Raw genomic sequence first — 24,660 nt, 5'->3', positions numbered from 1 at the left:
GGAAAAGATCCGTACCCGCTCAAATTAAGATCAGGCGAGTGCCACAAGATCGGAAAATTCATCGCTCCACGCGTCTTCGACTCCGTCCGGTAGCAAGATCACCCTATCCGGTCGTAGCGCCTCAACGGCCCCTTCGTCATGTGTTACCAGGACAATTGCCCCAGAATACGACCTCAATGCAGAAAGTACTTGATCCCGGCTGACGGGATCCAGGTTGTTGGTCGGTTCGTCGAGCAGCAGGACGTTCGCGCTGGACAGCACCAGGGTGGCCAGGGCCAGGCGTGTCTTCTCGCCTCCCGACAGCACGGCGGCCGGCTTGTCGGCGTCGTCGCCGGAGAAAAGGAACGACCCGAGGACCTTGCGCAACGCGACGTCGGGCACGTCAGGACCCGCCGAGCGCATGTTCTCGAGCACCGTGCGGCCCGCGTCCAGGGTCTCGTGCTCCTGCGCGTAGTAGCCGAGCTTGAGACCGTGGCCGGGGTGGACCTCGCCGGTGTCGGGCTTCTCCAGTCCGCCGAGCACGCGCAGCAGCGTGGTCTTGCCGGCGCCGTTGAGACCGAGGACCACGACGCGGCTGCCGCGGTCGACCGCGGCGTCCACGTCGGTGAACACCTCCAGCGAGCCGTACGACTTGGACAGGCCGGTCGCCGTCAGCGGCGTGCGGCCACAGGGGGCGGGGTCGGGGAAGCGCAGCTTGGCGACCTTGTCGCTGCGGCGCTCCTCCTCCACACCCGACAGCAGGCGGCGCGCGCGGCGCTCCATCTCCTGCGCGGCCTTGGCCTTGGTGGCCTTGGCGCGCATGCGGTCGGCCTGGGACAGCAGCTGCGACGCCTGGCGCTCGGCGTTGGCGCGTTCGCGCTTGCGGCGGCGCTCGTCGGTCTCGCGCTGAGCGAGGTAGGCGGTCCAGCCGACGTTGTAGGTGTCGATCACGCAGCGGTTGGCGTCGAGGTGCAGGACGCGGTTGACCGTGGCTTCAAGAAGCCCGACATCGTGGCTGATAATAATCAAACCGCCCTGGTGGGATCGTAAAAAATCACGAAGCCACCCGATTGAGTCTGCATCGAGGTGGTTTGTCGGCTCGTCCAGCAGGAGAGTCTCCGCTCCGCTGAACAGGATGCGGGCCAGTTCCACCCGCCGCCGCTGCCCTCCCGACAGGGTCTCCAGCGGCTGGCCGAGCACGCGGTCCGGCAGCCCGAGGCTGGAGGCGATCGACGCGGCCTCCGCCTCCGCCGCGTACCCCCCGAGCACGTGCAGCCGGTCCTCCAGCCGTCCGTAGGCCCGCACCGCCTTGTCCCGCACCCGCGAGTCGTCCGAGGCCATGCCGGCCTCGGCGGCCCGCAGTTCGCGCAGCACCTCGTCGAGCCCGCGCGCCGACAGCACCCGGTCACGCGCGAGCGTGCTGAGGTCACCGGTGCGGGGATCCTGCGGCAGGTACCCCACACTGCCGGTGGAGGACACCGAGCCCGCCGCCGGGAGGCCCTCCCCCGCCAGCACCTTGCACAACGTGGTCTTGCCGGCGCCGTTCCTGCCGACCAGCCCGATGCGGTCCCCCGGGTTCACCCGGAAGGACGCTCCTTCGATGAGCAGGCGCGACCCGGCGCGCAGTTCGATGTCAGACGCGATGATCATGATTGAGGGAACACTCCCGGAAAGCAGGTACGGGGATCTTCGAAGTGCCGACGAAAGGACGACCGACCACGAGCGGCCCACCGGCAGGCTCGCCCGCGTCCCTACCGCGCCGATCAATCGGGAGTGCGCATGAACCTAGTGTACGGCCCTGCTCCCCCTACCTCTCCTGGTCGTCCACGCCCCCGGCCGGGTCGAGGACGCGGATGCGGACGGAGCGGAAGTCGTCGGGGGTTCGCTGGAGTACGGCGAGTCTCGGGTCGGGGACGTCGAGGAAAGGCGGGGTCTCCAAGGCGAAGAGGGGGGACAGGCGGCGGTCGGCGCGCAGGGAGGTCATGGTGCGGCGGTCGCCGCCGAGGACGACGGCGTCCAAGGTGGGAAGGTGGGGGGTGAGAACGCGGGCCGCGGTGTCGGCGGCGGCCTGGGACGCCTCGGCGGCCTGCTTCTCGCGGCGGCGTGCGAAGCGTTGCTGGGACCAGCCGCCGGCTGCGCTGCGGCCGTGGACCTGACGGGAGCCGACCTTGGAGACGACCAGGCGGGTGCCGTCGAAGACACCGGCCGCGTGGCCGCCGAGACGGACGAGCAGGACGCCGACCTTGCGGGGGGTCAGCGCGTGATCCACCAGGGCCTTCAGCAGGTCGTCGGATTCCCGGACCCTCGCTCCGAGAGGCGGGACCTCGGTGCCGGGAGAGGGGACGCCGGTGCCGAGAGGTGGGAAGGGGACGTGGCACTCGGCGAGCGCGCCGTCCTCGGCCTCGATGCGGATCACCGTGCCGTCCAGGCCGGCGCCGGCGGGGCCGTGGCGTTCGGTGAATCCGGTGAGCCAGGTCTGCAGGCGTTCCGGCGCCACGGACACCCAGCGTCCGCCTCCGGCGGCGGGTCGTGACGTCATGCCGCCGAACGATACCGGCACGGCGGTCCGGAGCCGAGACCGACTCTTGATTACAAGACGTGACAAACATTGCGGTGATTCGTAAAACAAGGATGCCACTCCAACACCGTGATAAATGTGGGTGAACTCCGGTCAGAGTGGTATCAATCGGCCAGGAACCCGCAGGACAATCCAGGGGTGACGGTCCCCCCTTCCCTCCCGGGATCCACCCTCCCGGGAACCGCCGCCGCGTCCGGCGCGCAGCCGGAACCTCACGCAGCGCGATCGTCCGGCCCGGAACAGGTCACCCGGGTGACCTTCCTGCCGATCGTGGACCTGGACACCGGCGGCGTCATCGCGGTCGAGGCGTCCACCACTCCCCCGTCCGGCTCCGGCGTCCGGGCCCCCGGACACGCCTACGTCCAGGAGCACACCGGTGGCCCGGAGCACACCGACGGCTCCGGATACGCCGGTGGCGCCGGATACGCCGACGGCCCGAGGTACGCCGGTGGCCCCGGATACGCCGACCCGGCGCGCGGCTACGTCGGCCAGGGTTCCCCGTACGGACACCACGGGTACGGCGACAAGGCGCCGCACTCCCCCGTGCACCCCGGTGGGGACCGGGACCTGTCCGCCACCGTCGCCGCGGCGCACGCGGCGGCGCGTGAGGAGGCGCTGCTCCCCTTGGTGCTGTCGGTGCCGGCGGGTGCGGTGGTCGAGGGATCGGCGGCCATGGCGCCGCTGCACGAGGCGATGCGGGTCACCAGGCGCCGGCCGCGCGAGGTGATCCTGGTCGTCGCCGGCGACCTCGCCCCGCAGGACCGGCGCGCGCTGCTCGTCGGCATCGAGGGCTTGCGCACCGTCGGCTACCTGGTGGCGCTCGGCGGTGTCGGCACGTCGCACATGCCGCTCGACCTGGTCGCCGACGCCGCGCCGTACGCCGCGGTGCTGTCCCCCGGTCTGGTGGACCGCGTCCCCGGCGACCCGCGCCGCAGCGCGATCGGCGAGGCGATCGCGCGCATGGGCACCGGCATGGGGATCCACGTCCTCGCGCCAGGGGTGCGCGAGGAGGCCCAGCTCGCCACGTTGCGCCGCTGGGGTGTCCGGCTGGCCCAGGGGCCGCTGCTCGCCCCGCTCGACTGGCGGCCCTCGCACGGCAGGGTGCGGGTCCCCCTCCCGGTGCCGGTGGAGGAACAGGCGCCGGGCTTCGCCGACCTCGGACCGCGTGTGCAGGAGTTCCTGCTTCCGGCCGTGACGCTCGACGTCGGCGCCACGGCGGAGAACGTCGCCGAGGCGCTCGGCACCGAGCCGTCCATCACCAGCGTCATCCTCGTGGACGAGTACCAGCGGCCCCGGGGCAGCGTGGACCGCGGCCGGTTCCTGCTGTCCATCGCCGGCCCCTACGGCCACGCGCTGCACGCCAAGAAGCCCGCGCAGCGGCTGGCCGACCCGCCGCGTGTGGTGCCGAAGACCACACCGGCCATCGCCGCCATGCAGTTCGCCGGCAAGGACGCCGCGCGGGTGTACGACGATCTGGTCGTGGTGGACGAGGTGGGCCGCTGCATGGGGATCGTCCACGTCGGCGACCTGATCCGGCACGCCGCGGCGAGCGGGTCCCGCTGACCGCCGGCTCCGGCGAGCGCGTCTGTCAGACGGGACGGCTCACAGGCGGCAGGCGAAGATGGCGGTGGCGAGCACGGCCTTGGCGCCGATCTCCCAGAGACGGTCCATGACCTGCTGGTGACCCTTGCGGGGGACCATGGCGCGGACCGCGACCCAGCCCTCGCGGTGCAGGGGTGAGACGGTGGGGCCCTCCATGCCGGGGGTGATCGAGATGGCCTCGTCGATGCGCTCGGCGCGGATGTCGTAGTCGATCATCACGTAGTCGCGGGCCACCTGGACACCCTGGAGCCGCCGGACGAGCTGCCGCAGGCCGGGGGTGTCCTCGGCGCCGGCACGCCGGATCAGCACGGCCTCCGAGTGCGCGATGGGCTCGCCGAAGACCTCCAGGCCGACGTTGCGCAAGGTGGTGCCGGTCTCGACGACGTCGGCCACGGCGTCGGCGACGCCGAGGTGGATCGCGGTCTCGACCGCGCCGTCCAGCTTGATCACCCGGGCCTCGACCCCCATCTCGGCCAGGTGCTTGCCGAGCAGGCCCGCGTACGACGTGGCGATGCGCATGCCCTGGAGGTCGGTGACCGAGGCGTACGTGCCGGGCCGCGCGGCGAACCGGAACGTGGAGACGCCGAAACCGAGGCGCATGATCTCGTCGGCCGGCGCGCCGGAGTCGTACAGCATGTCGAGGCCCGTGATGCCGGCGTCCAGGGTGCCCTCGCCGACGTACACGGCGATGTCGCGGGGACGCAGGAAGAGCAGCTCGCTGGAGGTGTCGGGGTCGACGACCACAAGCTCCTTGGAGTCCTTGCGCGGACGGTAGCCGGCTTCCTTGAGCATCGTCTGAGCGGCGTCGTTGAGCGCGCCTTTGTTGGGTACGGCGAGTCGCAGCATGGTGAAGCACCTTTGATCGGATGGACGGCGTCAGCGTGGCGAGGCGTGCCGGGCCGGGAGCCGGACCGGCACTACAGATGCTTGTAGACCTCGTCGAGCCCGATGCCGCGGGCGATCATCAGGACCTGCACGTGGTAGAGAAGCTGCGAGATCTCCTCGGCGGCCCGGTCGGTGGACTCGTGCTCGGCCGCCATCCAGCTCTCGGCGGCCTCCTCCACGACCTTCTTGCCGATGGCGTGGACCCCGGCGTCCAGGGCCGCCACGGTGCCCGACCCCGCGGGCCGGGTGCGCGCCTTGTCCGACAGCTCGGCGAACAGCTCATCGAAGGTCTTCATGGTCTCTCTCACGTCGGTTCCCCTGCACGGCCAAGAGTAGTCGGCCCCGGCGGGAACACGCGCTCACCACCCCGGCGTCTCAGCCCTTGGCCTCGTTGACGCACCTCAGCACCGGGTAGGTGGTGAGGGCCGCCGGGTCGAGCGGCACCGGTGAGGCGACGTGGAAGGTCGCGGTGGCGCCGGGGACGAGGGTGACCAGCATGTCGTCGACCTCGGCGCGGGGGTCGAGCCGGTCGGGGAACAACGCGAGGTCGCGGACCAGGGTGCGGGCCGTGACCGTGACGCGGGTGCCTCCCGGCACCGGCTCGGCGGTGGCGGTGAGATCAGCCTCGGGGAAGGCGACCTCGGTGTCCTCGGCGAAGAAGCGCACCGCGGACAGGTCCCCTGCGGTGGCCGTCGTCAGTTCCTTTGCGGGGTCGGCCGCCGTGACGAGCGCCGCCGGCAACGGCACGGGGAGCGTGCCGCGCGCGGGGACGGCGAAGGGGAAGGCCCGCCGCGCCAGCGGTTCGCCGCTCAGCGCGAGCCGCGTCACCGCCAGCTCCCCCGTCCACTCGCCGGCGCTGTCGTTGACCAGCACCACCGTGTCGTCCTGGAAGGTGACCAGCCGGTCGGCGTAGGCGCGGCGGATCGCGTACCACAGGGGTTTGCGGCGCGCGTCGCCGTCCACGGCGGACCAGGAGATCACCGGCCAGCAGTCGTTGAGCTGCCACACGACGGTCCCCATGCAGTGCGGCGCCTGCGCGCGGAAGCGCTCCAAGGCGAAGGTCAGGGCCCTGGCCTGGTTGAGCTGGGTCAGGTAGTGCCAGTCGTCCAGGCCGGAGGGCCGCGGCAGGTGGTCGCCGAGGCCGCGCAGCAGCTTCTTCATGCCGTCGTGGGCCTTCTGGTGGCGGGCCAGGGCCGGGGAGCCGAGGGCCGGCGGTTCGCCGCGCACCGCGCGGCGCAGCGTGGCGTAGGCGGGAGGGCCCTGGAAGCCGAACTCGGCGGCGAACCTCGGCCGGTAGGCGCCGTACCGCAGCCAGTCCTCGCGGTTCCAGACGTCCCAGATGTGCACGGTGCCGCGGGAGGGGTCGTTCGGCGGCAGATCGGGGGCGCCGGAGTAGGGGCTGCCGGGCCAGTAGGGACGGGTGGGGTCCAGCTCGGCGACCACGCGCGGCAGCAGATCGAAGTAGAAGCCGGCCCCCCAGGTGCGGCCGTCGAGCTTCTCGCGCCAGCCCCAGTCGTGGTAGCCCTCGATGTTCTCGTTGTTGCCGTTCCAGAGCACCAGGCTCGGGTGGCGCATGAGCCGTACGACGTTGTCGCGCGCCTCGGCCTCGACCTCGGCGGTGAACGGCTCCTCCTCGGGGTAGGCGGCGCAGGCGAACGGGAAGTCCTGCCAGACCAGCAGGCCGAGCCGGTCGCACAGGTCGTAGAAGTCGCCGCTCTCGTACAGCCCGCCGCCCCACACCCGCAGCAGGTTCATGTTGGCGCCGCACGCCTGGCCGAGACGCTCGGCGAGGCGCTCGCGGGTGACGCGGGAGGGGAAGCAGTCGTCGGGGATCCAGTTGGCGCCGCGCACGAACACCGGCACGTCGTTGACGACGATCGTGAACGCGCCGCCTGCCAGGTCCAGCCGCACCGACCGGAACCCGATGGTCCCGGTCCACTCGTCGCCGGACGCCTGGTCGCCGGACGCCTGGTCGCCGGACGCCTCCTCCACCGCCTCCTCCACCGGGGCCACGCCGACGGTGAGGGGGTACAGGGGCTGGTCGCCGTACCCGCGTGGCCACCACAGCTCGGGGGCCGGGACGGTGAGCACCAGGACGGCCTCGTGCTCGCCAGGCGCGAGGCGGGTCTCGGCGCGCACGCCGCCGACCTCGGCCGTCACGGCCAGCGGCCCCCCGGTGGCGCGTTCCACCGTGGCGCGGACCTCGACGCGGCCGTCACGGCCGTCCAGGGTCACCAGGGGCCGTACGGACGCGAGGCGCGCTCCGCTCCAGGAGTGCAGGCCGATGGGACGCCAGATGCCGGAGGTGACGAGCGTCGGGCCCCAGTCCCAGCCGAAGTTGCAGGCCATCTTGCGGATGAACGGGTACGGCTCGTCGTAGGCGCCGGGCCGGTCCCCGAGCTCGGCCCTGCGGCGCTCGGCGTGGTCGTACGGCGAGCCGAACACCACCCGCAAGGTGTTGGCGCCTTCGCGGAGCAGTTCGCGCACCGGGAAGCGGTAGGAGCGGTGCATGTTCTCCGTCACGGCGACCTCGGCGCCGTTGAGCAGGACGGCCGCCACCGTGTCGAGGCCGTCGCAGACCAGGTCGGCCCGCGCGGAGCCGTCGCCGGTCCAGGTGAAGGTCGTCTCGTAGGCCCAGGTGGTGCGGCCGATCCAGGTGAGGCGGTCCTCGTTGCCGTCCAGGTAGGGGTCGTCGATGAGACCGGCCGCGAGCAGATCGGTGTGCACACAGCCGGGGACGGCCGCGGGAACGCCGGCGACCCCCACCTCATCCGCGACGGCGGTGAGGGTCCAGCCGTCGTGCAGCGGACGGTACATGCTCAAGTGGATCTCCTTCGAGGTCGGCCTTCCGGCCGGACGGCCCGGATCGCATGGTCACGGGTATTTCCGGATGAGCGGGCTTCCACATCACGACTGAACCGGATAAGTATCGCGAAAGTACGGGGGAAATGTCAGGAATGTCAACGACCGTGTGACGTCGCCTCCTCGCGCCGGGACATTCGCTGCCCCGGTTCAGCTGACCAGCGCGTCCCGTACCGGACGCGCGCGATTCGCGAGCCGGCGGGCATAGTAAAGTACAGGCCGTCGGGGGGCTGGAACAGAGGTGTTCACTTGAGGGGGACCCGGTGAGACGACCGACGATCGCCGACATCGCACGGCAGGCCGGGGTCTCCAAAGGCGCCGTCTCCTACGCGCTGAACGGCCAGCCGGGGGTGTCCGCCTCGACCCGGGCCCGCATCGTCGCCATCGCCGACGAGATCGGCTGGCGTCCGAGCAGCGCCGCGCGGGCCCTCAACGGCGCGCGGGCCGACACCGTGGGCCTCGCGCTGTCCCGGCCGGCGCGGTTCCTCGGCGTGGAGCCGTTCTTCATGGAGCTGATCAGCGGCATCCAGAGCGAGCTGTCGGCCCGGTCCTACGCCTTGATGCTCCAGGTCGTGCCGGACCACGACGAGGAGATGGCCGTGTACCAACGGTGGTGGGGCGAGGGCCGCGTCGACGGCGCCATCCTGCTCGACCTCCACTTCGCCGACCCGCGCGTCCCGGTGCTGGAGTCGCTCGGCATGCCTGTCGTGGCGCTCGGCCACCCCTCCGAGACCGGCTCGCTGCTGCCGGTGTGGTCCGACGACGGGCTCGCCGTCCGCGACGCCGTCACCTACCTGACCGCGCTCGGCCACCGCCGCGTGGCCCGCGTCGCGGGCCTGCCCCGGCTCGCGCACACCCTGATCCGCGACCGCGCCTTCGGCGCCGTGTGCGCCGAGCTCGACCTCGGCGACCCCGTCACCGTCCACACCGACTACAGCGGCGAGGAAGGCGCACGCGCCACCCGCCGCCTGCTGAGCATGTCCCCCCGGCCCACGGCCCTGATCTACGACAACGACATCATGGCCGTCGCCGGCCTGTCCGTGGCCCAGGAGATGCGTCTCGACGTCCCCGCCGACCTGTCGGTGGTCGCCTGGGACGACTCCCCCCTCTCCCAGGTCGTCCGGCCCCCGCTGACCGCGCTCAGCCGCGACGTCCCGGCCTACGGCGCGCAGGCCGCGCGCCGCCTGCTCGCGCTCATCGGCGGCGAGGAGGTCACCCCGTACGAGGACCGGCCGGCCCGCCTCACCCCACGCGCCAGCACCGCGCCGCCTCCCGCCACCTGAGGGCCCACACACCGACTCCACCCTCGCCACCGGAGGACCCACACGCCGCCCCCGTCCCACCCCGGCCGCCTGCGGACCCGGGCTCAGCCCCGTCCCTCACCGCCTGGGACCTGCGCGTCAGCACCCCCCACCCCCGCCGTCTGGGGGCCCGCACGCCGAAGGCCCGGCCGGACATCGTCCGGCCGGGCCTTCGCGTGGATGGGTCAGTGTGACGGACGGGAGCCGCCGGTGCGGTCACGGTAGGGACGGGACGTGCGGGCCGGCCGGCTCTCGCGAGGAGTGTGACCGTCGCGCGACGGGTGTCCCTCACGCGCCGGACGCTCGCCGGACGCGTTCTCGCGGGGACGGTCGGAGTAGCGGCGCGGCCGGCGGCCGTTGTGGCCGGGACCGCGGCGGGGACGCTCGGCGGCCTGCGCCGCCGGGGGCTCCCACACCGGGACCGCGATGCCGCTCGGCGCCTGCGCACCGGCCAGTTCCACGAGGCTCGGGTGCCCCGGGGTGGCCTTGATGCGGCCGGGACGGACACCGGCGCGGCGGGTCATGGACTCCGCGGAGCGGCGCTCGCTCGGCAGCACCAGCGTCATCACGGTGCCACGCTCGCCGGCGCGGGCCGTACGGCCACCGCGGTGCAGGTAGCTCTTGTGGTCCATCGGGGGGTCCACGTGCAGCACCAGGCTCACGTCGTCCACGTGGATGCCGCGCGCGGCGACGTCCGTGCAGACCAGCACCCCGATGGTGCCCTCACGGAACTCGGCGAGGATGCGGGACCGCTGGTTCTGCCGCTTGCCGCCGTGCAGCCCCCCGGCCCGTACCCCGACCCGTGCGAGCTGCTTCACCAGGCGGTCCACACCGTGCTGGGTGCGGACGAACATGATGGTGCGGCCCTCACGTCCCGCGATCTCCGCGGTGACCGCGAACTTGTCGTCGCGGGTGACCTGGAGCATGTGGTGCTCCATGGTGTCCACGGGGGACGTGGCGGGAGCCAGGGAGTGGGTCACCGGGTCGTGCATGAACCGCCGCACGAGCTTGTCGACGTCGCCGTCGAGGGTGGCGGAGAACAGCAGCCGCTGGCCGTCCGCCGGGGTCCGGTCGAGCAGCGCGCTGACCACGGGGAAGAACCCGAGGTCGCACATGTGGTCGGCCTCGTCGAGCACCGTGACCCGCACGTCGGCGAGCGAGCACTCACCCTGCTGGATCAGGTCGGTCAGCCGCCCCGGGGTGGCCACGACGATCTCGACGCCGCGCCGCAGCGCGTCGATCTGACGCCCCATGGACATGCCGCCGACGACGGTCTTGACCCGCAGGCTCAGCCCGCGGCCGAGCGGCTCCAGCGCGTCGGTCACCTGCATGGCGAGCTCGCGCGTCGGCACCAGGATCACCGCGAGCGGCCGGTGCGGCGCCGCCTTGACCCCCGCGATCCGCGTCATGGCCGGAAGCCCGAACGCAAGTGTCTTGCCCGACCCCGTCTGACCACGTCCGAGGACGTCCCTGCCGGACAAGATGTCGGGAATGGTGGCCCGCTGGATGGGGAACGGGCTGGTGATGCCCTGCCGCGCGAGCGCGGACACCAGAGGCTTCGGCAGCCCCAGCAGGGCGAACTCCGGCGGCCCTTCAGGCGCGGCCGGCACCGCCTCGTCACGCTTCGCGCCGGTGGACGCGTCGGCGGGCATGGCGGCAGTGAAGCTCGTCACGTTGTGTCGTGCCTTTCGATAGAAGATCATGGCACGTCACTTCATCGAAAAGGACGAGCCAGGTGCGCGCGGGGTTCACCGCGCTGGGGGAAGGCGCCAGGTTGGCGCCGGGCGGGCTCTGATCCGCCGGGGTGCACCCGGACGCCGCCCGCTATGAGCAACTTAGAGTCTACCGGACTCCCGGATGCGTGCGATCAACCGGGCCGGGTGCGGATCGGGTGTGCTACTGGGGCGGGGATGTGTTCTCTCTTGTCGGCGGGTTGTGGGTCTGGGACGGTGAGGGTTCGCCGGTCGCGGTCGGGTGTGCCGGCACCTGCACCGGTCAACTCGGGGCCGATCGGGTGTGCCGGCGTGGAGCGACTCGGTGTGTCTGCTGGTGTCGCCGGTGTCGCGCTTCGGGTGAACGCCGGCCGCGACCTTTGTGCCGGCACGAGATCGTGGTGCGTCGCGGGCGGGTGGCCGAGTCACAGTGGGCCGGCTCAGATGGGTGGTCAGGGACCACGGCACGCGTCGTGGGGTTTCTCACCCCCATCAATCAGACACACAGCACGGTTCAGAGGCCGGACGTCACCCTCGTGAGAAGTCGATGGCCCTTCGCCATGACGGCCTGCCGGCCGGACGGGTGAGATCAGGCAGGCCGGCGCGGCCGGCCGGGGATCTCCTGGTGGGGAGATCCCCGGGAGGAAAGAACCCCTGGCCGGGACTCTCCTCGTGGAGGGAGTGCTCGGGTGGAGAAGGGGTCAGACGTTGAAACCGAGCATGCGGAGCTGGTCGCGGCCGTCGTCGGTGATCTTGTCGGGGCCCCACGGGGGGAGCCAGACCCAGTTGATCTTGACGTCGGAGACCATGCCTTCCAGCGCGGAGTGGGCCTGCTCCTCGATGACGTCGGTCAGCGGGCAGGCGGCGCTGGTGAGGGTCATGTCGAGGGTGGCGACCGGAGGGGTGCCGGGGTCGGCGGGGTCGAGGTTGACGCCGTAGATCAGGCCGAGATCGACGACGTTGACACCGAGTTCGGGGTCGACGACGTCCTTGAGCGCCTCCATCACCTCGTCGACGGACGTCTCTCCGTCGAAACCGGTGGGGGTCTCCACGGGCTTGCTCATGGCGCCACCTCCTTGACCATCGTCATCGCATCGCTCATCAGGGTATCGGGGTGAACAATCACGCGGAGCTCCGCACCAGAGCGTCCTTGTAGGCCATCCAGGCCAGCAGTGCGCACTTGACCCGCGCGGGGTACTTGGCGACCCCGGCGAACGCCACCGCGTCACCGAGCACGGCCTCGTCGGGCTCGACCTGGCCGCGGCCCTGCATGAGGCGGGTGAACTCGTCGACGATCGCGAGGGTGTCGGCGACGTCGGCGCCGGTGGCCAGCTCGTGCAGCACCGACGCGGCCGCCTGGCTGATGGAACAGCCCTGGCCGTCGTAGGACACGTCCTCGACCTTGCCGCCGTCACCGAGCTTCACCCGCATGGTCACCTCGTCCCCGCAGGTCGGGTTGACGTGGTGCACCTCGGCGTCGTACGGCTCCCGCAGGCCGCGGCCCAGCGGGTGCTTGTAATGCTCCAGGATCAGCTCCTGGTACAGCGACTCGGCGATCATGTCGTTATCCGAACACCTTCTGGACGTGGTGGAGACCGCGGACCAGCGCGTCGATCTCCTCCGTGGTGTTGTACAGGTAGATAGACGCCCGCGTGGTCGCGGGTATTCCGAACCGCAGGTGCAGCGGCCGCGCGCAGTGATGCCCGACGCGCACGGCGATGCCGAACCGGTCGTCCAGGATCTGCCCCACGTCGTGCGGATGCACACCGGGGATGGTGAACGACAGGGTGCCGCCGCGGTCGTCGGCGGTGCTCGGGCCGATCATGCGCAGCCCGGGGAACTCCTGGAGCGCCTCCAGGCCGTACACCGTCAGGTCGTGCTCGTGCCGCTGGATCTCGTCCATGCCGACGGAGGTGAGGTAGTCGACGGCGGCGCCGAGACCCACGGCCTCGACGATCGGCGGGGTCCCCGCCTCGAACTTGTGCGGCACCGGCGCGTAGGTCGAGTGGTCCATCCAGACCGCCTCGATCATCTCGCCGCCGCCGAGGAACGGCGGCATGGCCTCCAGCAGTTCCCGCCGTCCCCACAGCACGCCGATGCCGGAGGGGCCGACCATCTTGTGACCGGTGAACGCCACGAAGTCCACGCCGAGCGCCGCCACGTCGGTCACGCGGTGCGGCACCGACTGCGAGGCGTCGAGCATCATGAGCGCGCCGGCCTGCCGTGCGCGGGCCAGCACCTCGGCGACCGGGTTGACGGTGCCGAGCACGTTCGACTGGTGCGCGATCGACACGATCTTGGTGCGCTCGGTGATCAGGTCGTCGATGCCGGACAGGTCCAGGCGGCCCTCGTCGGTCACGGGGAACCACCGCAGCGTCGCGCCGGTGCGCCGCGCGAGCAGCTGCCACGGCACGATGTTGGAGTGGTGCTCCATCTCGGAGATGACGATCTCGTCACCGGGTCCCATGCGGAACCGGTCGTCCTCACCCGCCGGGTTGCCGAAGGCGTACGCGACGAGGTTGAGCGCCTCGGAGGCGTTCTTGGTGAAGACCACCTCGTCGCGGGACGGCGCGCCGATGAAGGCCGCGACCTTGTCCCTGGCCCCTTCGTACGCCTCGGTGGACTCGCTGCCGAGGACGTGCAGCGCGCGGCCGACGTTGCCGTAGTGGTGCGCGAGGTGGTCGCGCATGGCGTCGATCACCTGGAGCGGCTTCTGCGAGGAGTTGCCGGAGTCCAGGTAGATCAGCGGCCGGCCGCCGGGCAGCTCGCGGGAGAGGATCGGGAAGTCGGTCCTGATCCTCTCCACGTCGAGCACGCTCGTCGCCAGGGTGGTCATATCGCGGCCTTGGTGTAACGCTCGTACCCCTCGGCCTCAAGCTTGTCGGCGAGCTCGGGGCCACCCTCCTCGACGATGCGGCCACCGGCGAACACGTGCACGAACTGCGGCTTCACGTACCGCAGGATGCGGGTGTAGTGGGTGATCAGCAGCACGCCGGTGTCGCCGCCGGCGCTGAAGCGGTTGACCCCCTCGGACACCACGCGCAGCGCGTCGACGTCGAGGCCGGAGTCGGTCTCGTCCAGAATCGCGATCTTGGGCTTGAGCAGCTCCAGCTGGAGGATCTCGTGGCGCTTCTTCTCGCCGCCGGAGAAGCCCTCGTTGAGGTTACGCTGCGCGAAGGAGGCGTCGATGGACAGCGCGTCCATGCCTTCCTTCAGCTCCTTGGTGAACACCCGCAGCTTCGGCGCCTCGCCGCGCACGGCCGTCACGGCGCTGCGCAGGAAGTTCGACACCGAGACACCCGGCACCTCGACGGGGTACTGCATGGCGAGGAACAGGCCGGCCCTGGCCCGCTCGTCCACCGACATCGCCAGCACGTCCTCGCCGTCGAGCAGGACCGAGCCGGAGGTGATGGTGTACTTCGGGTGGCCGGCGACGGCGTAGGCGAGCGTGGACTTGCCCGAGCCGTTCGGCCCCATGATGGCGTGGGTCTCACCCGACCGCACGGTCAGGTTGACGCCCCGCAGGATCTCCTTGTCGTCGACGGAGACGTGCAGATCGCGGATTTCCAGGCTGGACACTTAGGACTCTCCATTGGCGTTGTCGGTGCTGTCGAGCGAGACGAGCACGTCGTCGCCGTCGAGCTTCACTCGGTAGACGGGAACCGGCCGCGTCGCGGGGGGGCCGGTGGGCTTGCCGGTGCGCACGTCGAAGCACGAGCCGTGCAGCCAGCACTCCAGCGTGTCGTCGTACACGTCGCCCTCGCTGAGGCGGACCTCGGCGTGCGAGCAGACGTCGTGCAGAGCGAACACCTCGTCGCTCTTACGCACCAGCGCGACCGGTTTCCCCTCGACCTCGACGCCGGTCACACCGCCGTCCGGGATGTCGGAGAGAGAACAGACTTTCTGAAAGGTCATGGTGCGAGCTCCGCCTCCACCGCGGCGAGCACCCGGTCGCGGACCTCGTCGACCTCGATCTTCGCGATGAGCTGCGCGAAGAAGCCCCGGATGACCAGGCGGCGCGCCTCGTCGTAGGGGATGCCCCGCGCCTGCAGGTAGAACGTGTGCTCGTCGTCGAGACGGCCCGAGGCCGAGGCGTGGCCGGCCCCGGCGACCTCTCCGGTGAGGATCTCCAGGTTGGGCACCGAGTCGGCGCGCGCGCCGTCGGTGAGGATGAGGTTGCGGTTGAGTTCGTAGGTGTCGGTGCCGGTGGCCTCGACACGGATGATGACGTCGCCGATCCACACGGCGTGCGCCTCGTCGCCCTGCAGCGCGCCGCGGTAGTCGACGTTGCTGCGGCAGTCAGGGACGCTGTGGTCGACCAGCAGCCGGTGCTCGATGTGCTGGCCGGCGTCCACGAAGTACAGGCCGCTGAGGTCGGCGTCGCCGCCCCGGCCGGTGTACGTCACCGACGGCGCCAGCCGCACCAGGTCGCCGCCGAGGGTGACCACGAAGCTCTTGAACGTGGCGTCCCTGCCGAGGCGCGCGTGGTGGTGGGAGACGTGCACCGCGTCGTCGGCCCAGTCCTGCAGGCTGACGACCTTCAGCGTCGCGCCGTCGCCGACGACGAACTCGACGTTGTCGGCGTACACGGCGCTGCCCTGGTGGTCGAGCACGACGACGGCCTCGGCCATCGGCTCCACCGCGATCACGATGTGGCCGTACGCGGTCACCTGGCGGTCGCCGCGCAGCGTGACCACGGTCGGCGTCGAGGCCACGGCCTCCCGCGGCACCGTGATCACGGTGGCCTTCTCGAACGAGGCGTACGCCTGCGCGGCGACGCGGTCGGCGGCGACGTACGCCTCGCCGATTCGCGGGTCGTCGCGGCCGACGGTCTCGACCGTGACCTCAGGCGCCGCGGAGACCTCGACGGAGACGTCGCCGGTGGCAGGCGCCGTGCCGTCGTGCAGGCCGCGCAGCCGCGACAGCGGCGTGAATCGCCAGTTCTCCTCGCGTCCGGTCGGCACCGGGAAGTCCTCCACGGAGGAGCCCTCCGGCGCGACGGGCCGCGGCTTGGTGTCGAGAGCCATGGTCAGCCCACCGCTCCTTCCATCTGCAGCTCGATCAGCCGGTTGAGTTCGAGCGCGTACTCCATGGGGAGCTCGCGCGCGATCGGCTCGACGAACCCGCGCACGATCATGGCCATGGCCTCGTCCTCGTCCAGGCCCCGGCTCATCAGGTAGAACAACTGGTCGTCCGACACCTTGGAGACCGTGGCCTCGTGGCCCATGGAGACGTCGTCCTCGCGGACGTCGACGTAGGGGTAGGTGTCGGAGCGGCTGATCTGGTCGATGAGCAGCGCGTCGCACTTGACCGTGGACGCCGAGCCGGCCGCGCCTTCCTCGATCTGCACGAGGCCGCGGTAGGACGTGCGGCCGCCGCCTCTGGCGACCGACTTGGAGACGATCGTCGAGGAGGTCTTCGGCGCGAGGTGCACCATCTTGGCGCCGGCGTCCTGGTGCTGGCCCTCGCCGGCGAAGGCGACGCTCAGCGTCTCACCCTTGGCGTGCTCACCCATGAGGTAGACGGCCGGGTACTTCATCGTGACCTTGGAGCCGATGTTGCCGTCGATCCACTCCATGGTCGCGCCTTCGTACGCCACGGCGCGCTTGGTGACCAGGTTGTAGACGTTGTTCGACCAGTTCTGGATGGTCGTGTACCGGCAGCGCGCGTTCTTCTTCACGATGATCTCGACGACGGCGCTGTGCAGCGAGTCGGAGGAGTAGATCGGCGCCGTGCAGCCCTCGACGTAGTGGACGTAGGAACCCTCGTCGACGATGATCAGCGTGCGCTCGAACTGGCCCATGTTCTCGGTGTTGATCCGGAAGTAGGCCTGGAGCGGGATCTCGACGTGCACGTTCGGCGGCACGTAGATGAACGAGCCACCCGACCACACCGCGGTGTTCAGCGACGCGAACTTGTTGTCGCCGACCGGGATCACCGAGCCGAAGTACTCCTTGAAGATCTCGGGGTGCTCCTTGAGGCCGGTGTCGGTGTCGAGGAAGATGACACCCTTCTCCTCAAGGTCCTCACGGATCTTGTGGTAGACGACCTCGGACTCGTACTGCGCGGCGACACCCGCGATGAGGCGCTGCTTCTCCGCCTCGGGGATGCCGAGCTTGTCGTAGGTGTTCTTGATGTCCTCCGGCAGCTCGTCCCAGGAAGCGGCCTGCTTCTCGGTGGAGCGGACGAAGTACTTGATGTTGTCGAAGTCGATGCCGCTGAGGTCGGAGCCCCACGACGGCATGGGCTTCTTGCCGAACAGCCGCAGGCCCTTCAGCCGCAGGTCGAGCATCCACTCCGGCTCGTTCTTCAGCCCGGAGATGTTGCGGACCACGTCTTCGGACAGGCCGCGGCGCGCCGAGGCGCCGGCCGCGTCGGCGTCGGCCCAGCCGAACCTGTACTTTCCGAGGCCCTCAAGCTCCGGACGGTCGGTGACAGTCACCTTCCGGTCTCCTTGCTCGTCTCGATCGCGTTGCGCGAAGTGGATTGCGAAGTGAGTACGGTCACGCCGTGGTCGGCCGGCGTGGCCACGTCGGGGTCGCGGCGCGCCGGCCGCTGAGCGTTGTGCTGCGCGGCCAGCGCCGGCGGGCTGACGTGGGTCGTGCAGACCCCGTCGCCGTGCGCGATGGTCGCGAGCCGTTGCACCGGGGTGCCGAGAAGGCGGCCGAACGCCTCGGTCTCCGCCTCGCACAGCTGCGGGAACTCCGCGGCCACGTGGGCCACGGGGCAGTGGTGCTGGCACAGCTGCTCGCCGCCGGACTTGGCCTGCGAGGACGACGCGGCGTAACCGTCGGCGGTCAGCGCCTCGGCCAGCACGCGCACCCGCTCTTCCACGGGTACGTCGCGGAGCGCGGGAGCCAGCCGGTCCACCAGGCCGCTCATCTGCGCGCGCGCGAAGTCGGCGACGGCGTCGTCTCCGGCGCGCTCGGCGAGGAAACGCAGCGCGCCGCCCGCGAGCCCGTCGTAGGCGTGCACGAAGGCGCCACGGCCCCGATCAGTGATCACGAACAGCTTCGCCGGCCGGCCGCGGCCCCGCTGGCCGCGCGGCCGCGCGACACGGGGCTCTATCATGCCTTCGGCGAGCAATGTGTCCAGGTGGCGGCGCACGGCGGCCGGCGTGAGCCCGAGCCGCTCGCCCAGCGCGGCGGCGTTGATCGGGCCGTGTTCCAGGATCAGCCGAGCGACCCGGGCGCGGGTGCCGCGCTCGGTGCCATCGGCGTTCGCCATGCCAGCCACGTTTTTCACAACATCAGTGTGCCTTAATTCCTTCCCGAGCGACAACCGGCAGCCGTCACTCTCGGCATGAGGTCCATCACGCAGGCAAGCCTTACCTAACTCGCAGGCAGAAGGGGGGCCGGCGGAGACTCAGCGGGCCGGCGCGGCGGCGAGCACGGCGAAACGCGCGCCGTGCGGGTCGGCCAGCACCGCGCGCCGCCCCGAAGGCAGGTCGCGCGGCTCGCGCAGCACGCGGCCGCCCCAGCGTACGCCGAGGTCCGCGGCCTCGTCGCAGTCGGCCACCCCGAAATGGACCAGCCAGTGCGCCGGGACCTCCTGCGGCACCCCGTCCTCCATCGGCCGCAGGCCCGCCGCGAAGCGGCCGTCGGTCAGCCACACCGCACCCGGCTCACCGTCCTGGCCGCCGCGGGTCTCCCAGCCGAACACCTCGGGATAGAACGCCATGGCCCCCACGGGGTCGCGGGTCCACAGCTCGAACCGGCACAGCGCACCGGGCTCACCGGCCAGCCCCGCGCCATGGCCGCGTCCCGCCTGCCACACCATGAACGCGGCACCCTCGGGGTCGTGGAACACCGCCATGGCACCCTCGTCGCCGATCTCGGCGGGGCCGGTCACCACGTGACCCCCCGCCTCCTTGACCCGCAGGGCCGCGCTCTCGGCGTCCTCGGCGGCGAAGTAGCTGTTCCAGGCGGCCGGCCGGCCCACCGAGAACGTCGGGCCCGCACCGGCCACCGGCACGCCGCGCAGCGTGAAACGGACGTAGCCGCCGCCGTCCTGGCCGCGGTCGCGCTCGGCGCTCCAGCCGAACAGCGCGGCGTAGAACGCGGCCGACGCCGCCACGTCGGGGCTGGCCAGGTCGGCGTAGCAAGGCAGACCTGGCCGGTAACCGGTTCGCGTAGGCATGCCGGACCTCCGATGCGGGTGCCGCGAAGCACGGCCAGACTGGCACCGGCCGCCACCCGCCGCCGCGACCGCCCCACCCGCTTGGCCCCGGCCGAGCCGAACCTTTACCGGCGGATGTGACGGGACGGCACGGCGAGGACGGTCCCGCGGATCTGGGGGGAGGCGGACCACGCGGTGTGGCCGGGAGATGACGCGGCGCCGTGACGGGCTGGAGGCGGGACCACATCCGGCGGTCCCTAGACTCGTCATCATGGAGTCCCCAGCCGTCGCGCTCACCGGTCTGGTCAAGCGGTACGGCCGGGTCGTCGCCGTCGACGGGCTGACCCTGAGCGCCGCACGCGGTGAGGTCACCGCGATCCTCGGGCCGAACGGCGCGGGCAAGACGTCCACGGTCGAGATCTGCGAGGGGTTCAGGAAGGCGGACGGCGGCACGGTGCGCGTCCTCGGGCTCGACCCCGTCCGCGACGCGGCACGCCTGCGTCCCCGGGTCGGCATCATGCTCCAGTCCGGCGGCGTCCCGCCGGCCGCGCGCGCCGGGGAGTGGCTGCGCACGGTCGCGCGGTTCCACGCGCACCCCCTCGACCCCGCGGCCCTGCTGTCCCTGCTCGGCCTCACCGAGCACGCGCGCACGCCGTACCGCCGCCTGTCGGGGGGCCAGCAGCAGCGCCTGTCCCTGGCCGCCGCCGTGATCGGCCGGCCAGAGCTCGTGTTCCTCGACGAGCCGACCGCCGGGCTCGACCCCCAGGCGAGGCACGCCTGCTGGGACCTGATCGGCGAACTGCGGGCCCGCGGCGTCTCGACCGTGCTGACCACCCACCACATGGACGAGGCCGAGCGCCTGGCCGACCACGTGGTCATCATCGACCGCGGCACGGTGGTCGCCGAGGGAAGCCCCCGCACGCTGACCGGCGCGGAACGCCAGCTCCGGTTCCGCGCGCGTCCCGGCCTCGACCTGGACGAGCTGCTCGCCGCGCTCCCGGTGGGCAGCGCCGCCAAGGAGTCCCCGAGCGGCCACTACGTCATCGAGGGCCATGTCGGGCCCGAGCTCCTCGGCACCGTGACGGCCTGGTGCGCCACCGAAGGCGTCGCCGCCGACGACCTCAGCGTCGAACGCCGCACCCTGGAGGACGTCTTCCTGGAGCTGACCGGCCGTGAACTCCGCTAGCCCCCGGCCCTCCGCCGGACCCGGCTCTCCTGAACGTCCCTCCACCGGACGGCCGGTTCCCACCGGTGTGGCGTCCTCCGCACCGGCGACAGCCCCGATGACACCACCGACGACAGCAAGGAGGCCGTGGTGACGGCCGCGCTCGACTTCACGCCGCGGCCCGGGGCCGCGCCGTTGCCGCGGATGGTTCTGGCGCAGGCCGGCGCCGAGGTGCGGGCCATGGTGCGCAACGGCGAGCAGCTGCTGCTCACACTGATCATCCCGGTGCTGGTGCTCGCCGGGTTCTCGGCCGTGCCGCTTCTGGAGCTGCCGGGCCGGAGGGTCGACTTCGTCGCGCCGGGGGTGCTCGCTCTGGCGATCATGTCGACGGCGTTCACCGGTCAGGCCATCGCCACGGGGTTCGAGCGCAGATACGGGGTGCTGAAGCGCCTCGGCGCCACTCCCCTGCCCCGGTCGGGGCTGCTGCTCGCCAAGACCCTCGCCGTCCTGGCCGTCGAGGCGCTGCAGGTCGTGGTGCTGACCGGGGTGGCGCTCGCGCTCGGCTGGCGGCCCGGGGGGAGCCTGCTGTGGGCCGCGTCGCTGATCCTCGCCGGCACGGCGGCGTTCAGCGGGCTCGGCCTGCTGATGGCCGGCACGCTGCGCGCCGAGGCCACCCTGGCCGCCGCCAACCTCGTCTACCTGGTGCTGCTCGGGCTCGGCGGGGTCGTCGTCCCGGTCACCGCGTTCCCCCACGCGCTGCGCGCCGTCGTCGAGCTCCTGCCGATCACCGCGCTCACCGGCGGCCTGCGCTCGGTGCTCACCGGCTCCGCCGCCTTCCCCGCCTGGTCCCTGCTGGTCCTGCTCGCCTGGGCCGCGGTCACGCTGGCGGTGGCCGCCCGCACGTTCCGCTGGGAGTGACCCGGACCACATGACCGCCTCCTCACCGCCGCCGTCGTCCCAGCGGTCCCGGTCGTCCCAGCCGTCCGCGGCGCCGCGTCCCCGTGCGTGGGCCCGGCCCGGCGCGGCGGCGCGTACGGCCCTCACCGCCGTGCCCGCGCCGGGGCTCGTGCTGCTCGGCATCGTGTCGGTGCAGGTCGGCGCGGGGCTCGCCAAACAGCTGTTCGCGCAGTTCACGCCGAGCGCCGTGGTGTTCCTGCGCATCGCCACCGGCGCGCTGATCCTCGCCGTACTGGCCAGGCCACGGCTGCGCGGTCTGTCCCGCCGCGACCTCGGTGTGGTGCTGACGTTCGGCGTGACGCTCGGGCTGATGAACCTGACGTTCTACGAGGCGCTGGCGCGGCTCCCCATCGGCATCGCGGTGACCGTGGAGTTCCTCGGGCCGCTCGGTGTCGCGGTCGCCACCTCGCGCCGGCGGCTCGACCTGCTGTGGGTGACGCTCGCCGGGGCCGGCATCGCGCTGCTCGCGCCGTGGAGCGGCGGCTCGGTGGACCTGCTCGGGCTGCTGTTCGCGGCGCTCGCGGGAGTCTGCTGGGCCGGGTACATCATCTTGTCGGCCACCGCGGGAAGCCGCATCCCCGGCACCGGCGGGCTGACGGCCGCCATGCTCGTGGCGACCGTGGTCATCGCGCCGTTCGGCGTCGCGAGCGGCGCCGAGGGCCTGCTCTCGCCACATGTGCTGCTGATCGGCGTCGGGGTGGGGCTGCTGTCGTCGGTGATCCCGTACACGCTGGAACTGGAGGCGTTGCGCCGCATGCCGAAGCGGGTGTTCGGCATCCTGATGAGCCTCGAACCCGCGGCCGCCGCACTCGTCGGCCTGATCGTGCTGCACGAGTTCCTGACCGTCTGGCAGTGGAGCGCCATCGCCTGCGTCGTCGTCGCCTCGGTCGGCGCGACCCGCACGCAGGATCCGCCGCCGCAGGACGTGGTCAGACCGGACGGCACCTGACCCTGGGGTCGAGCGGGATGACGGCCTCCAGGCACGTGCCCCGGCCCTGGATGCTGCGGACCCTGAAGGTGCCTCCCGCCACCTCCACGCGGTCGCCGAGGCCCACCAGACCCGAGCCGCTCCGCAGGTCGGCGCCGCCGACGCCGTCGTCGCGGACCTCCAGCCGCAGCGTGCCGTCCCGCACGGTGAGCGAGATCTCGGCCACCGACGCGTGCGCGTGCTTGGCGATGTTGGTGAGCGCCTCCGACACGACGTAGTAGGCGGCCACCTCCACCTGTTCGTCCAGCCGTCCGTGCACCAGCAGTTCCAGCTCCACCGGCACCGCCGAGCGCCGCGCGAGCGTCTTCACCGCCGGCACCAGCCCGCCGCGTGACAGGACCGCCGGATGCAGGCCGCGTGACAGCTCCTGCACCTCCGCCACCAGGCCGGACAGGTCACCCGCCATCTGGTCGAGCCGGGTGCGGAGCTCAGGCGTCCGCGCCGCCGCGGCCCGTGCGTCGTTCAGCTCCAGCCCGAGCGTCACCAGGCGCTGCTGCACCCCGTCGTGCAGGTCGCGTTCGATGCGGCGGCGCGTGTCGTCGGCCGCGGTGACCGCGCGGGCACGTGAGGCGGCGAGCTGGGCCGTGGCCTGCGCGTTGCAGACCGCGGTGGAGACCAGCCCGGTGAACTCCTCCATGTGCCGCTCCAGGCCGGGCACCGGCTCGGCGTCGCCGCACAGCGCGACCGCGGCACCCCACAGCCGGCCGTCCGCGTTGATCGGGATGCCGACCGCGCACCGGACCCCCCGCCGCCGGGCCCAGGCGGCGACCTCACCCGTCGCGAGGTCGAAATCGGTCATGCGAGCCCGACGTCCGGTACGCCACACCATGCCGGAGACATTCGGCGAGTCCGGGGAGAAGCGCCACCCCACCGGGATCGTCCGCTCGGGGCCGTGGACGCTCCACGACCCCATCACGACGCACATGCCGTCCTGGTCGTACCGGATGATCGCGCTGTGCTCGACGCCGACGATGCGACCCATCTCGGCCGCCACCGCGCCGAACAGGTCCTCGGAGGTCACACCGCACGCCACCAGCATCGCCACCCGCCGCAGCGCGGCCTGCTCGGCCACGACGCGCCGCAGGTCCTCACGGCTGCCGGCGAGAGAATCCTCGGCCACGCGCCGGCCCTCCTCCGCCGTGCGCCGCCGCCGCTGCGCCTCGGCGGCCATGGCGCGGTATCTCGCGGTGAGCGCGCCGGTGGCCATCGCGGCCGCGAAGAGGAGCGGCGACATCACCGGCCTCCTGCTTCGCCGCGGGACGGCAGGTGTGCCGGCGTGGTCGCGACGGCGGCGGCCGCCGCGATCGGTGGCCGCGCCTTCCGTCCGAGCGGTGGCTCCAAGGCGCACAAACAGTGAATATACTCGCACCCGTCCCCTCTTCCCCTGCCGGGGTTTTCCCTGGTCAACCCCCGTATGACGACGTGCCGGGCGGTTCAGGGAGCGAGGCGGGCGAGCGATGAGGACCACGGTGGACGAGAGCACGGAGCGCCGGCTGCGCGTCGTGCTCGCCGACGACGACGTGCTGCTGCGCGAGGGCCTCGCGGGGCTGCTCGAACGGTCCGGGTTCGAGGTCGCCGGACAGGCGGGGGACGGGCCGGGCCTGCTGGAGCTGACCCGTGAGCAACGTCCCGACCTCGCGGTGATCGACATCAGGATGCCCCCCGGACAGGCGACGGAGGGGGTGGTGGCGGCCCGCGCCATCCACGCGTGCTCCCCCCACATCGGCATCATGCTGCTGTCGGCGCACGTCGAGGTCGAGGAGGCCATGGAACTGCTCGGTTCGGGCACGCGGATCGGATACCTGTTGAAGAGCAGGATCGTGGACGTGGCCGAGTTCATGGAGAACCTGCGGCGGGTCGCGCAGGGCGGCTCCGTGGTGGACCCGAGTCTGGTGCACGAGCTGCTGGCGGCCCGGCGGCGCGACGACCCCCTGGACCAGCTCACGGCGCGCGAGCGTGAGGTGCTGGCGCTGATGGCGGAGGGCCGGTCCAACGCCGGAATCGCCAGGCGTCTGTGGATCACCGAGGGCACCGTGGAGAAACACGTGCGCAGCATCATGACGCGGATGCGGCTCCCCGAGACCGGGGAGGACCACCGGCGGGTGCTCGCCGTGCTGACGTTCCTCGAGTCGCGCTGACCCCTACACGGCCGAGTGGCAGCCCGTGGCGCGGACGACGGCGAGGATCGTCTCGACGCTGAGGTCGGCCTTGGCGACGAACGCCACCGCAGAGCTCTCCTCGACCAGGTCGGCCACGTCCCTGCCGTCGCGCGCCGAGATGAGGATCACGCACGGAGCGCGGTGCCGCACGGCGCGGCAGAGGCGTTCGGCCAGCTCGAAACCGTCGCCGTCGCCGAGCTCGACGTCCACCAGCGCGACATCCGGGTCCAGCTCAAGGAACCGTTCCATGGCGTCGGGACCGCGTGACACGCCGACCACCCTGACCTCGCCGCGGTCCAGGACCCGGCCGGCGACGGTCAGGAAGTGATCGTTGTCATCGACGATCATGCAGCG

General features: G+C 71.8%; 23 protein-coding genes. 6 read left to right on the top strand and 17 right to left on the bottom strand.

All coding sequences use genetic code 11. From position 1 onward, the window contains the following. Positions 1-30: 30 nt before the first annotated feature. Complete coding sequence (locus BJ992_RS14780; protein WP_184981352.1) at positions 31-1,629, bottom strand: ABC-F family ATP-binding cassette domain-containing protein; 1,599 nt, start codon at positions 1,627-1,629, stop codon at positions 31-33. A gap of 157 nt (positions 1,630-1,786) precedes the next feature. Then, complete coding sequence (locus tag BJ992_RS14775; protein WP_184981350.1) at positions 1,787-2,518, bottom strand: acVLRF1 family peptidyl-tRNA hydrolase; 732 nt, start codon at positions 2,516-2,518, stop codon at positions 1,787-1,789. A 291-nt stretch (positions 2,519-2,809) separates the two neighbouring features. Between BJ992_RS14775 and BJ992_RS14770 the strand changes: the two genes are divergently transcribed. Then, the gene (locus tag BJ992_RS14770) at positions 2,810-4,120 is read left to right on the top strand and encodes an EAL domain-containing protein (protein ID WP_343072663.1); all 1,311 of its coding nucleotides are present in this window, start codon (positions 2,810-2,812) and stop codon (positions 4,118-4,120) included. Positions 4,121-4,159: 39 nt separating this feature from the next. Here BJ992_RS14770 and hisG read toward each other — a convergent pair whose 3' ends face one another. The 3 genes from hisG to BJ992_RS14755 all read right to left on the bottom strand — a co-directional run bounded on the left by hisG (position 4,160) and on the right by BJ992_RS14755 (position 7,861). Continuing rightward, positions 4,160-5,005 (bottom strand): ATP phosphoribosyltransferase, encoded by an 846-nt coding sequence (hisG, locus tag BJ992_RS14765; RefSeq protein WP_184981348.1) that lies wholly within the window; start codon positions 5,003-5,005, stop codon positions 4,160-4,162. Positions 5,006-5,076: 71 nt separating this feature from the next. Beyond that, positions 5,077-5,340: a phosphoribosyl-ATP diphosphatase gene (locus BJ992_RS14760; RefSeq protein ID WP_184988107.1), complete on the bottom strand. Its 264-nt coding sequence runs from the start codon at positions 5,338-5,340 to the stop codon at positions 5,077-5,079. 79 nt (positions 5,341-5,419) lie between these two features. After that, positions 5,420-7,861 carry a glycoside hydrolase family 2 protein gene (locus BJ992_RS14755; protein WP_246497272.1) on the bottom strand — a complete coding sequence of 814 codons (2,442 nt, stop codon included), beginning with the start codon at positions 7,859-7,861 and terminating at the stop codon, positions 5,420-5,422. Positions 7,862-8,169: 308 nt separating this feature from the next. Here BJ992_RS14755 and BJ992_RS14750 point away from each other — a divergent pair, with 308 nt between their 5' ends. Further along, complete coding sequence (locus BJ992_RS14750; RefSeq protein ID WP_184981344.1) at positions 8,170-9,189, top strand: substrate-binding domain-containing protein; 1,020 nt, start codon at positions 8,170-8,172, stop codon at positions 9,187-9,189. A 203-nt stretch (positions 9,190-9,392) separates the two neighbouring features. Here the strand turns inward: BJ992_RS14750 and BJ992_RS14745 are convergent, their stop codons facing one another. The 10 genes from BJ992_RS14745 to BJ992_RS14700 all read right to left on the bottom strand — a co-directional run bounded on the left by BJ992_RS14745 (position 9,393) and on the right by BJ992_RS14700 (position 19,058). Further along, on the bottom strand, positions 9,393-10,880 hold the full coding sequence (locus tag BJ992_RS14745; RefSeq protein WP_343072662.1) for a DEAD/DEAH box helicase: 1,488 nt from the start codon (positions 10,878-10,880) through the stop codon (positions 9,393-9,395). Between the two features lie 740 nt (positions 10,881-11,620). Continuing rightward, positions 11,621-11,983 carry a metal-sulfur cluster assembly factor gene (locus BJ992_RS14740; RefSeq protein ID WP_184981342.1) on the bottom strand — a complete coding sequence of 121 codons (363 nt, stop codon included), beginning with the start codon at positions 11,981-11,983 and terminating at the stop codon, positions 11,621-11,623. A 58-nt stretch (positions 11,984-12,041) separates the two neighbouring features. Continuing rightward, a complete protein-coding gene (gene sufU, locus BJ992_RS14735; RefSeq protein ID WP_184981340.1) occupies positions 12,042-12,479 on the bottom strand; it encodes a Fe-S cluster assembly sulfur transfer protein SufU in 438 nt (145 codons plus the stop codon). A 4-nt stretch (positions 12,480-12,483) separates the two neighbouring features. Beyond that, positions 12,484-13,755, bottom strand: a complete 1,272-nt coding sequence (locus BJ992_RS14730) for a cysteine desulfurase (RefSeq protein ID WP_184981338.1) — start codon at positions 13,753-13,755, stop codon at positions 12,484-12,486. Beyond that, positions 13,752-14,498: a Fe-S cluster assembly ATPase SufC gene (gene sufC, locus BJ992_RS14725; RefSeq protein WP_184981336.1), complete on the bottom strand. Its 747-nt coding sequence runs from the start codon at positions 14,496-14,498 to the stop codon at positions 13,752-13,754. The genes BJ992_RS14730 and sufC overlap by 4 nt, the downstream gene beginning before the upstream one ends. Further along, on the bottom strand, positions 14,499-14,834 hold the full coding sequence (locus BJ992_RS14720; RefSeq protein ID WP_184981334.1) for a non-heme iron oxygenase ferredoxin subunit: 336 nt from the start codon (positions 14,832-14,834) through the stop codon (positions 14,499-14,501). It abuts the gene before it with no gap. Beyond that, a complete protein-coding gene (gene sufD, locus BJ992_RS14715) occupies positions 14,831-15,946 on the bottom strand; it encodes a Fe-S cluster assembly protein SufD (RefSeq protein WP_184981332.1) in 1,116 nt (371 codons plus the stop codon). Before sufD ends, BJ992_RS14720 begins: the two co-directional genes overlap by 4 nt. A 2-nt stretch (positions 15,947-15,948) precedes the next feature. Then, positions 15,949-17,361 carry a Fe-S cluster assembly protein SufB gene (gene sufB / locus BJ992_RS14710; RefSeq protein WP_184981330.1) on the bottom strand — a complete coding sequence of 471 codons (1,413 nt, stop codon included), beginning with the start codon at positions 17,359-17,361 and terminating at the stop codon, positions 15,949-15,951. After that, positions 17,358-18,146, bottom strand: coding sequence for a helix-turn-helix transcriptional regulator (locus tag BJ992_RS14705; protein ID WP_184981328.1), 789 nt, complete (start codon positions 18,144-18,146; stop codon positions 17,358-17,360). The genes sufB and BJ992_RS14705 overlap by 4 nt, the downstream gene beginning before the upstream one ends. 138 nt (positions 18,147-18,284) lie before the next feature. Next, positions 18,285-19,058: a VOC family protein gene (locus tag BJ992_RS14700; RefSeq protein ID WP_184981326.1), complete on the bottom strand. Its 774-nt coding sequence runs from the start codon at positions 19,056-19,058 to the stop codon at positions 18,285-18,287. 250 nt (positions 19,059-19,308) lie between these two features. Here BJ992_RS14700 and BJ992_RS14695 point away from each other — a divergent pair, with 250 nt between their 5' ends. The 3 genes from BJ992_RS14695 to BJ992_RS14685 all read left to right on the top strand — a co-directional run bounded on the left by BJ992_RS14695 (position 19,309) and on the right by BJ992_RS14685 (position 22,108). Next, positions 19,309-20,223 (top strand): ABC transporter ATP-binding protein, encoded by a 915-nt coding sequence (locus BJ992_RS14695; RefSeq protein WP_184981325.1) that lies wholly within the window; start codon positions 19,309-19,311, stop codon positions 20,221-20,223. 183 nt (positions 20,224-20,406) lie between these two features. Next, positions 20,407-21,120, top strand: coding sequence for an ABC transporter permease (locus BJ992_RS14690; RefSeq protein ID WP_184988101.1), 714 nt, complete (start codon positions 20,407-20,409; stop codon positions 21,118-21,120). A 10-nt stretch (positions 21,121-21,130) separates the two neighbouring features. Continuing rightward, positions 21,131-22,108 (top strand): EamA family transporter, encoded by a 978-nt coding sequence (locus BJ992_RS14685; protein WP_184981322.1) that lies wholly within the window; start codon positions 21,131-21,133, stop codon positions 22,106-22,108. On the opposite strand, the gene BJ992_RS14680 is transcribed toward BJ992_RS14685, so the two are convergent. Further along, the gene (locus tag BJ992_RS14680) at positions 22,089-23,381 is read right to left on the bottom strand and encodes a GAF domain-containing sensor histidine kinase (RefSeq protein ID WP_184981320.1); all 1,293 of its coding nucleotides are present in this window, start codon (positions 23,379-23,381) and stop codon (positions 22,089-22,091) included. The genes BJ992_RS14685 and BJ992_RS14680 overlap by 20 nt on opposite strands. Positions 23,382-23,640: 259 nt before the next feature. On the opposite strand from BJ992_RS14680, the gene BJ992_RS14675 reads away from it, so the two are divergent. After that, positions 23,641-24,285 carry a response regulator gene (locus BJ992_RS14675; protein ID WP_246497270.1) on the top strand — a complete coding sequence of 215 codons (645 nt, stop codon included), beginning with the start codon at positions 23,641-23,643 and terminating at the stop codon, positions 24,283-24,285. A 3-nt stretch (positions 24,286-24,288) separates the two neighbouring features. Here BJ992_RS14675 and BJ992_RS14670 read toward each other — a convergent pair whose 3' ends face one another. After that, positions 24,289-24,654, bottom strand: a complete 366-nt coding sequence (locus BJ992_RS14670; protein WP_184981316.1) for a response regulator — start codon at positions 24,652-24,654, stop codon at positions 24,289-24,291. Between the last annotated feature and the right edge of the window lie 6 nt (positions 24,655-24,660).

It is taken from the genome of Sphaerisporangium rubeum, from assembly GCF_014207705.1.
Taxonomy (GTDB): Bacteria; Actinomycetota; Actinomycetes; order Streptosporangiales; family Streptosporangiaceae; genus Sphaerisporangium; species Sphaerisporangium rubeum.
This window is presented reverse-complemented; position numbering and strand designations above follow the sequence as displayed.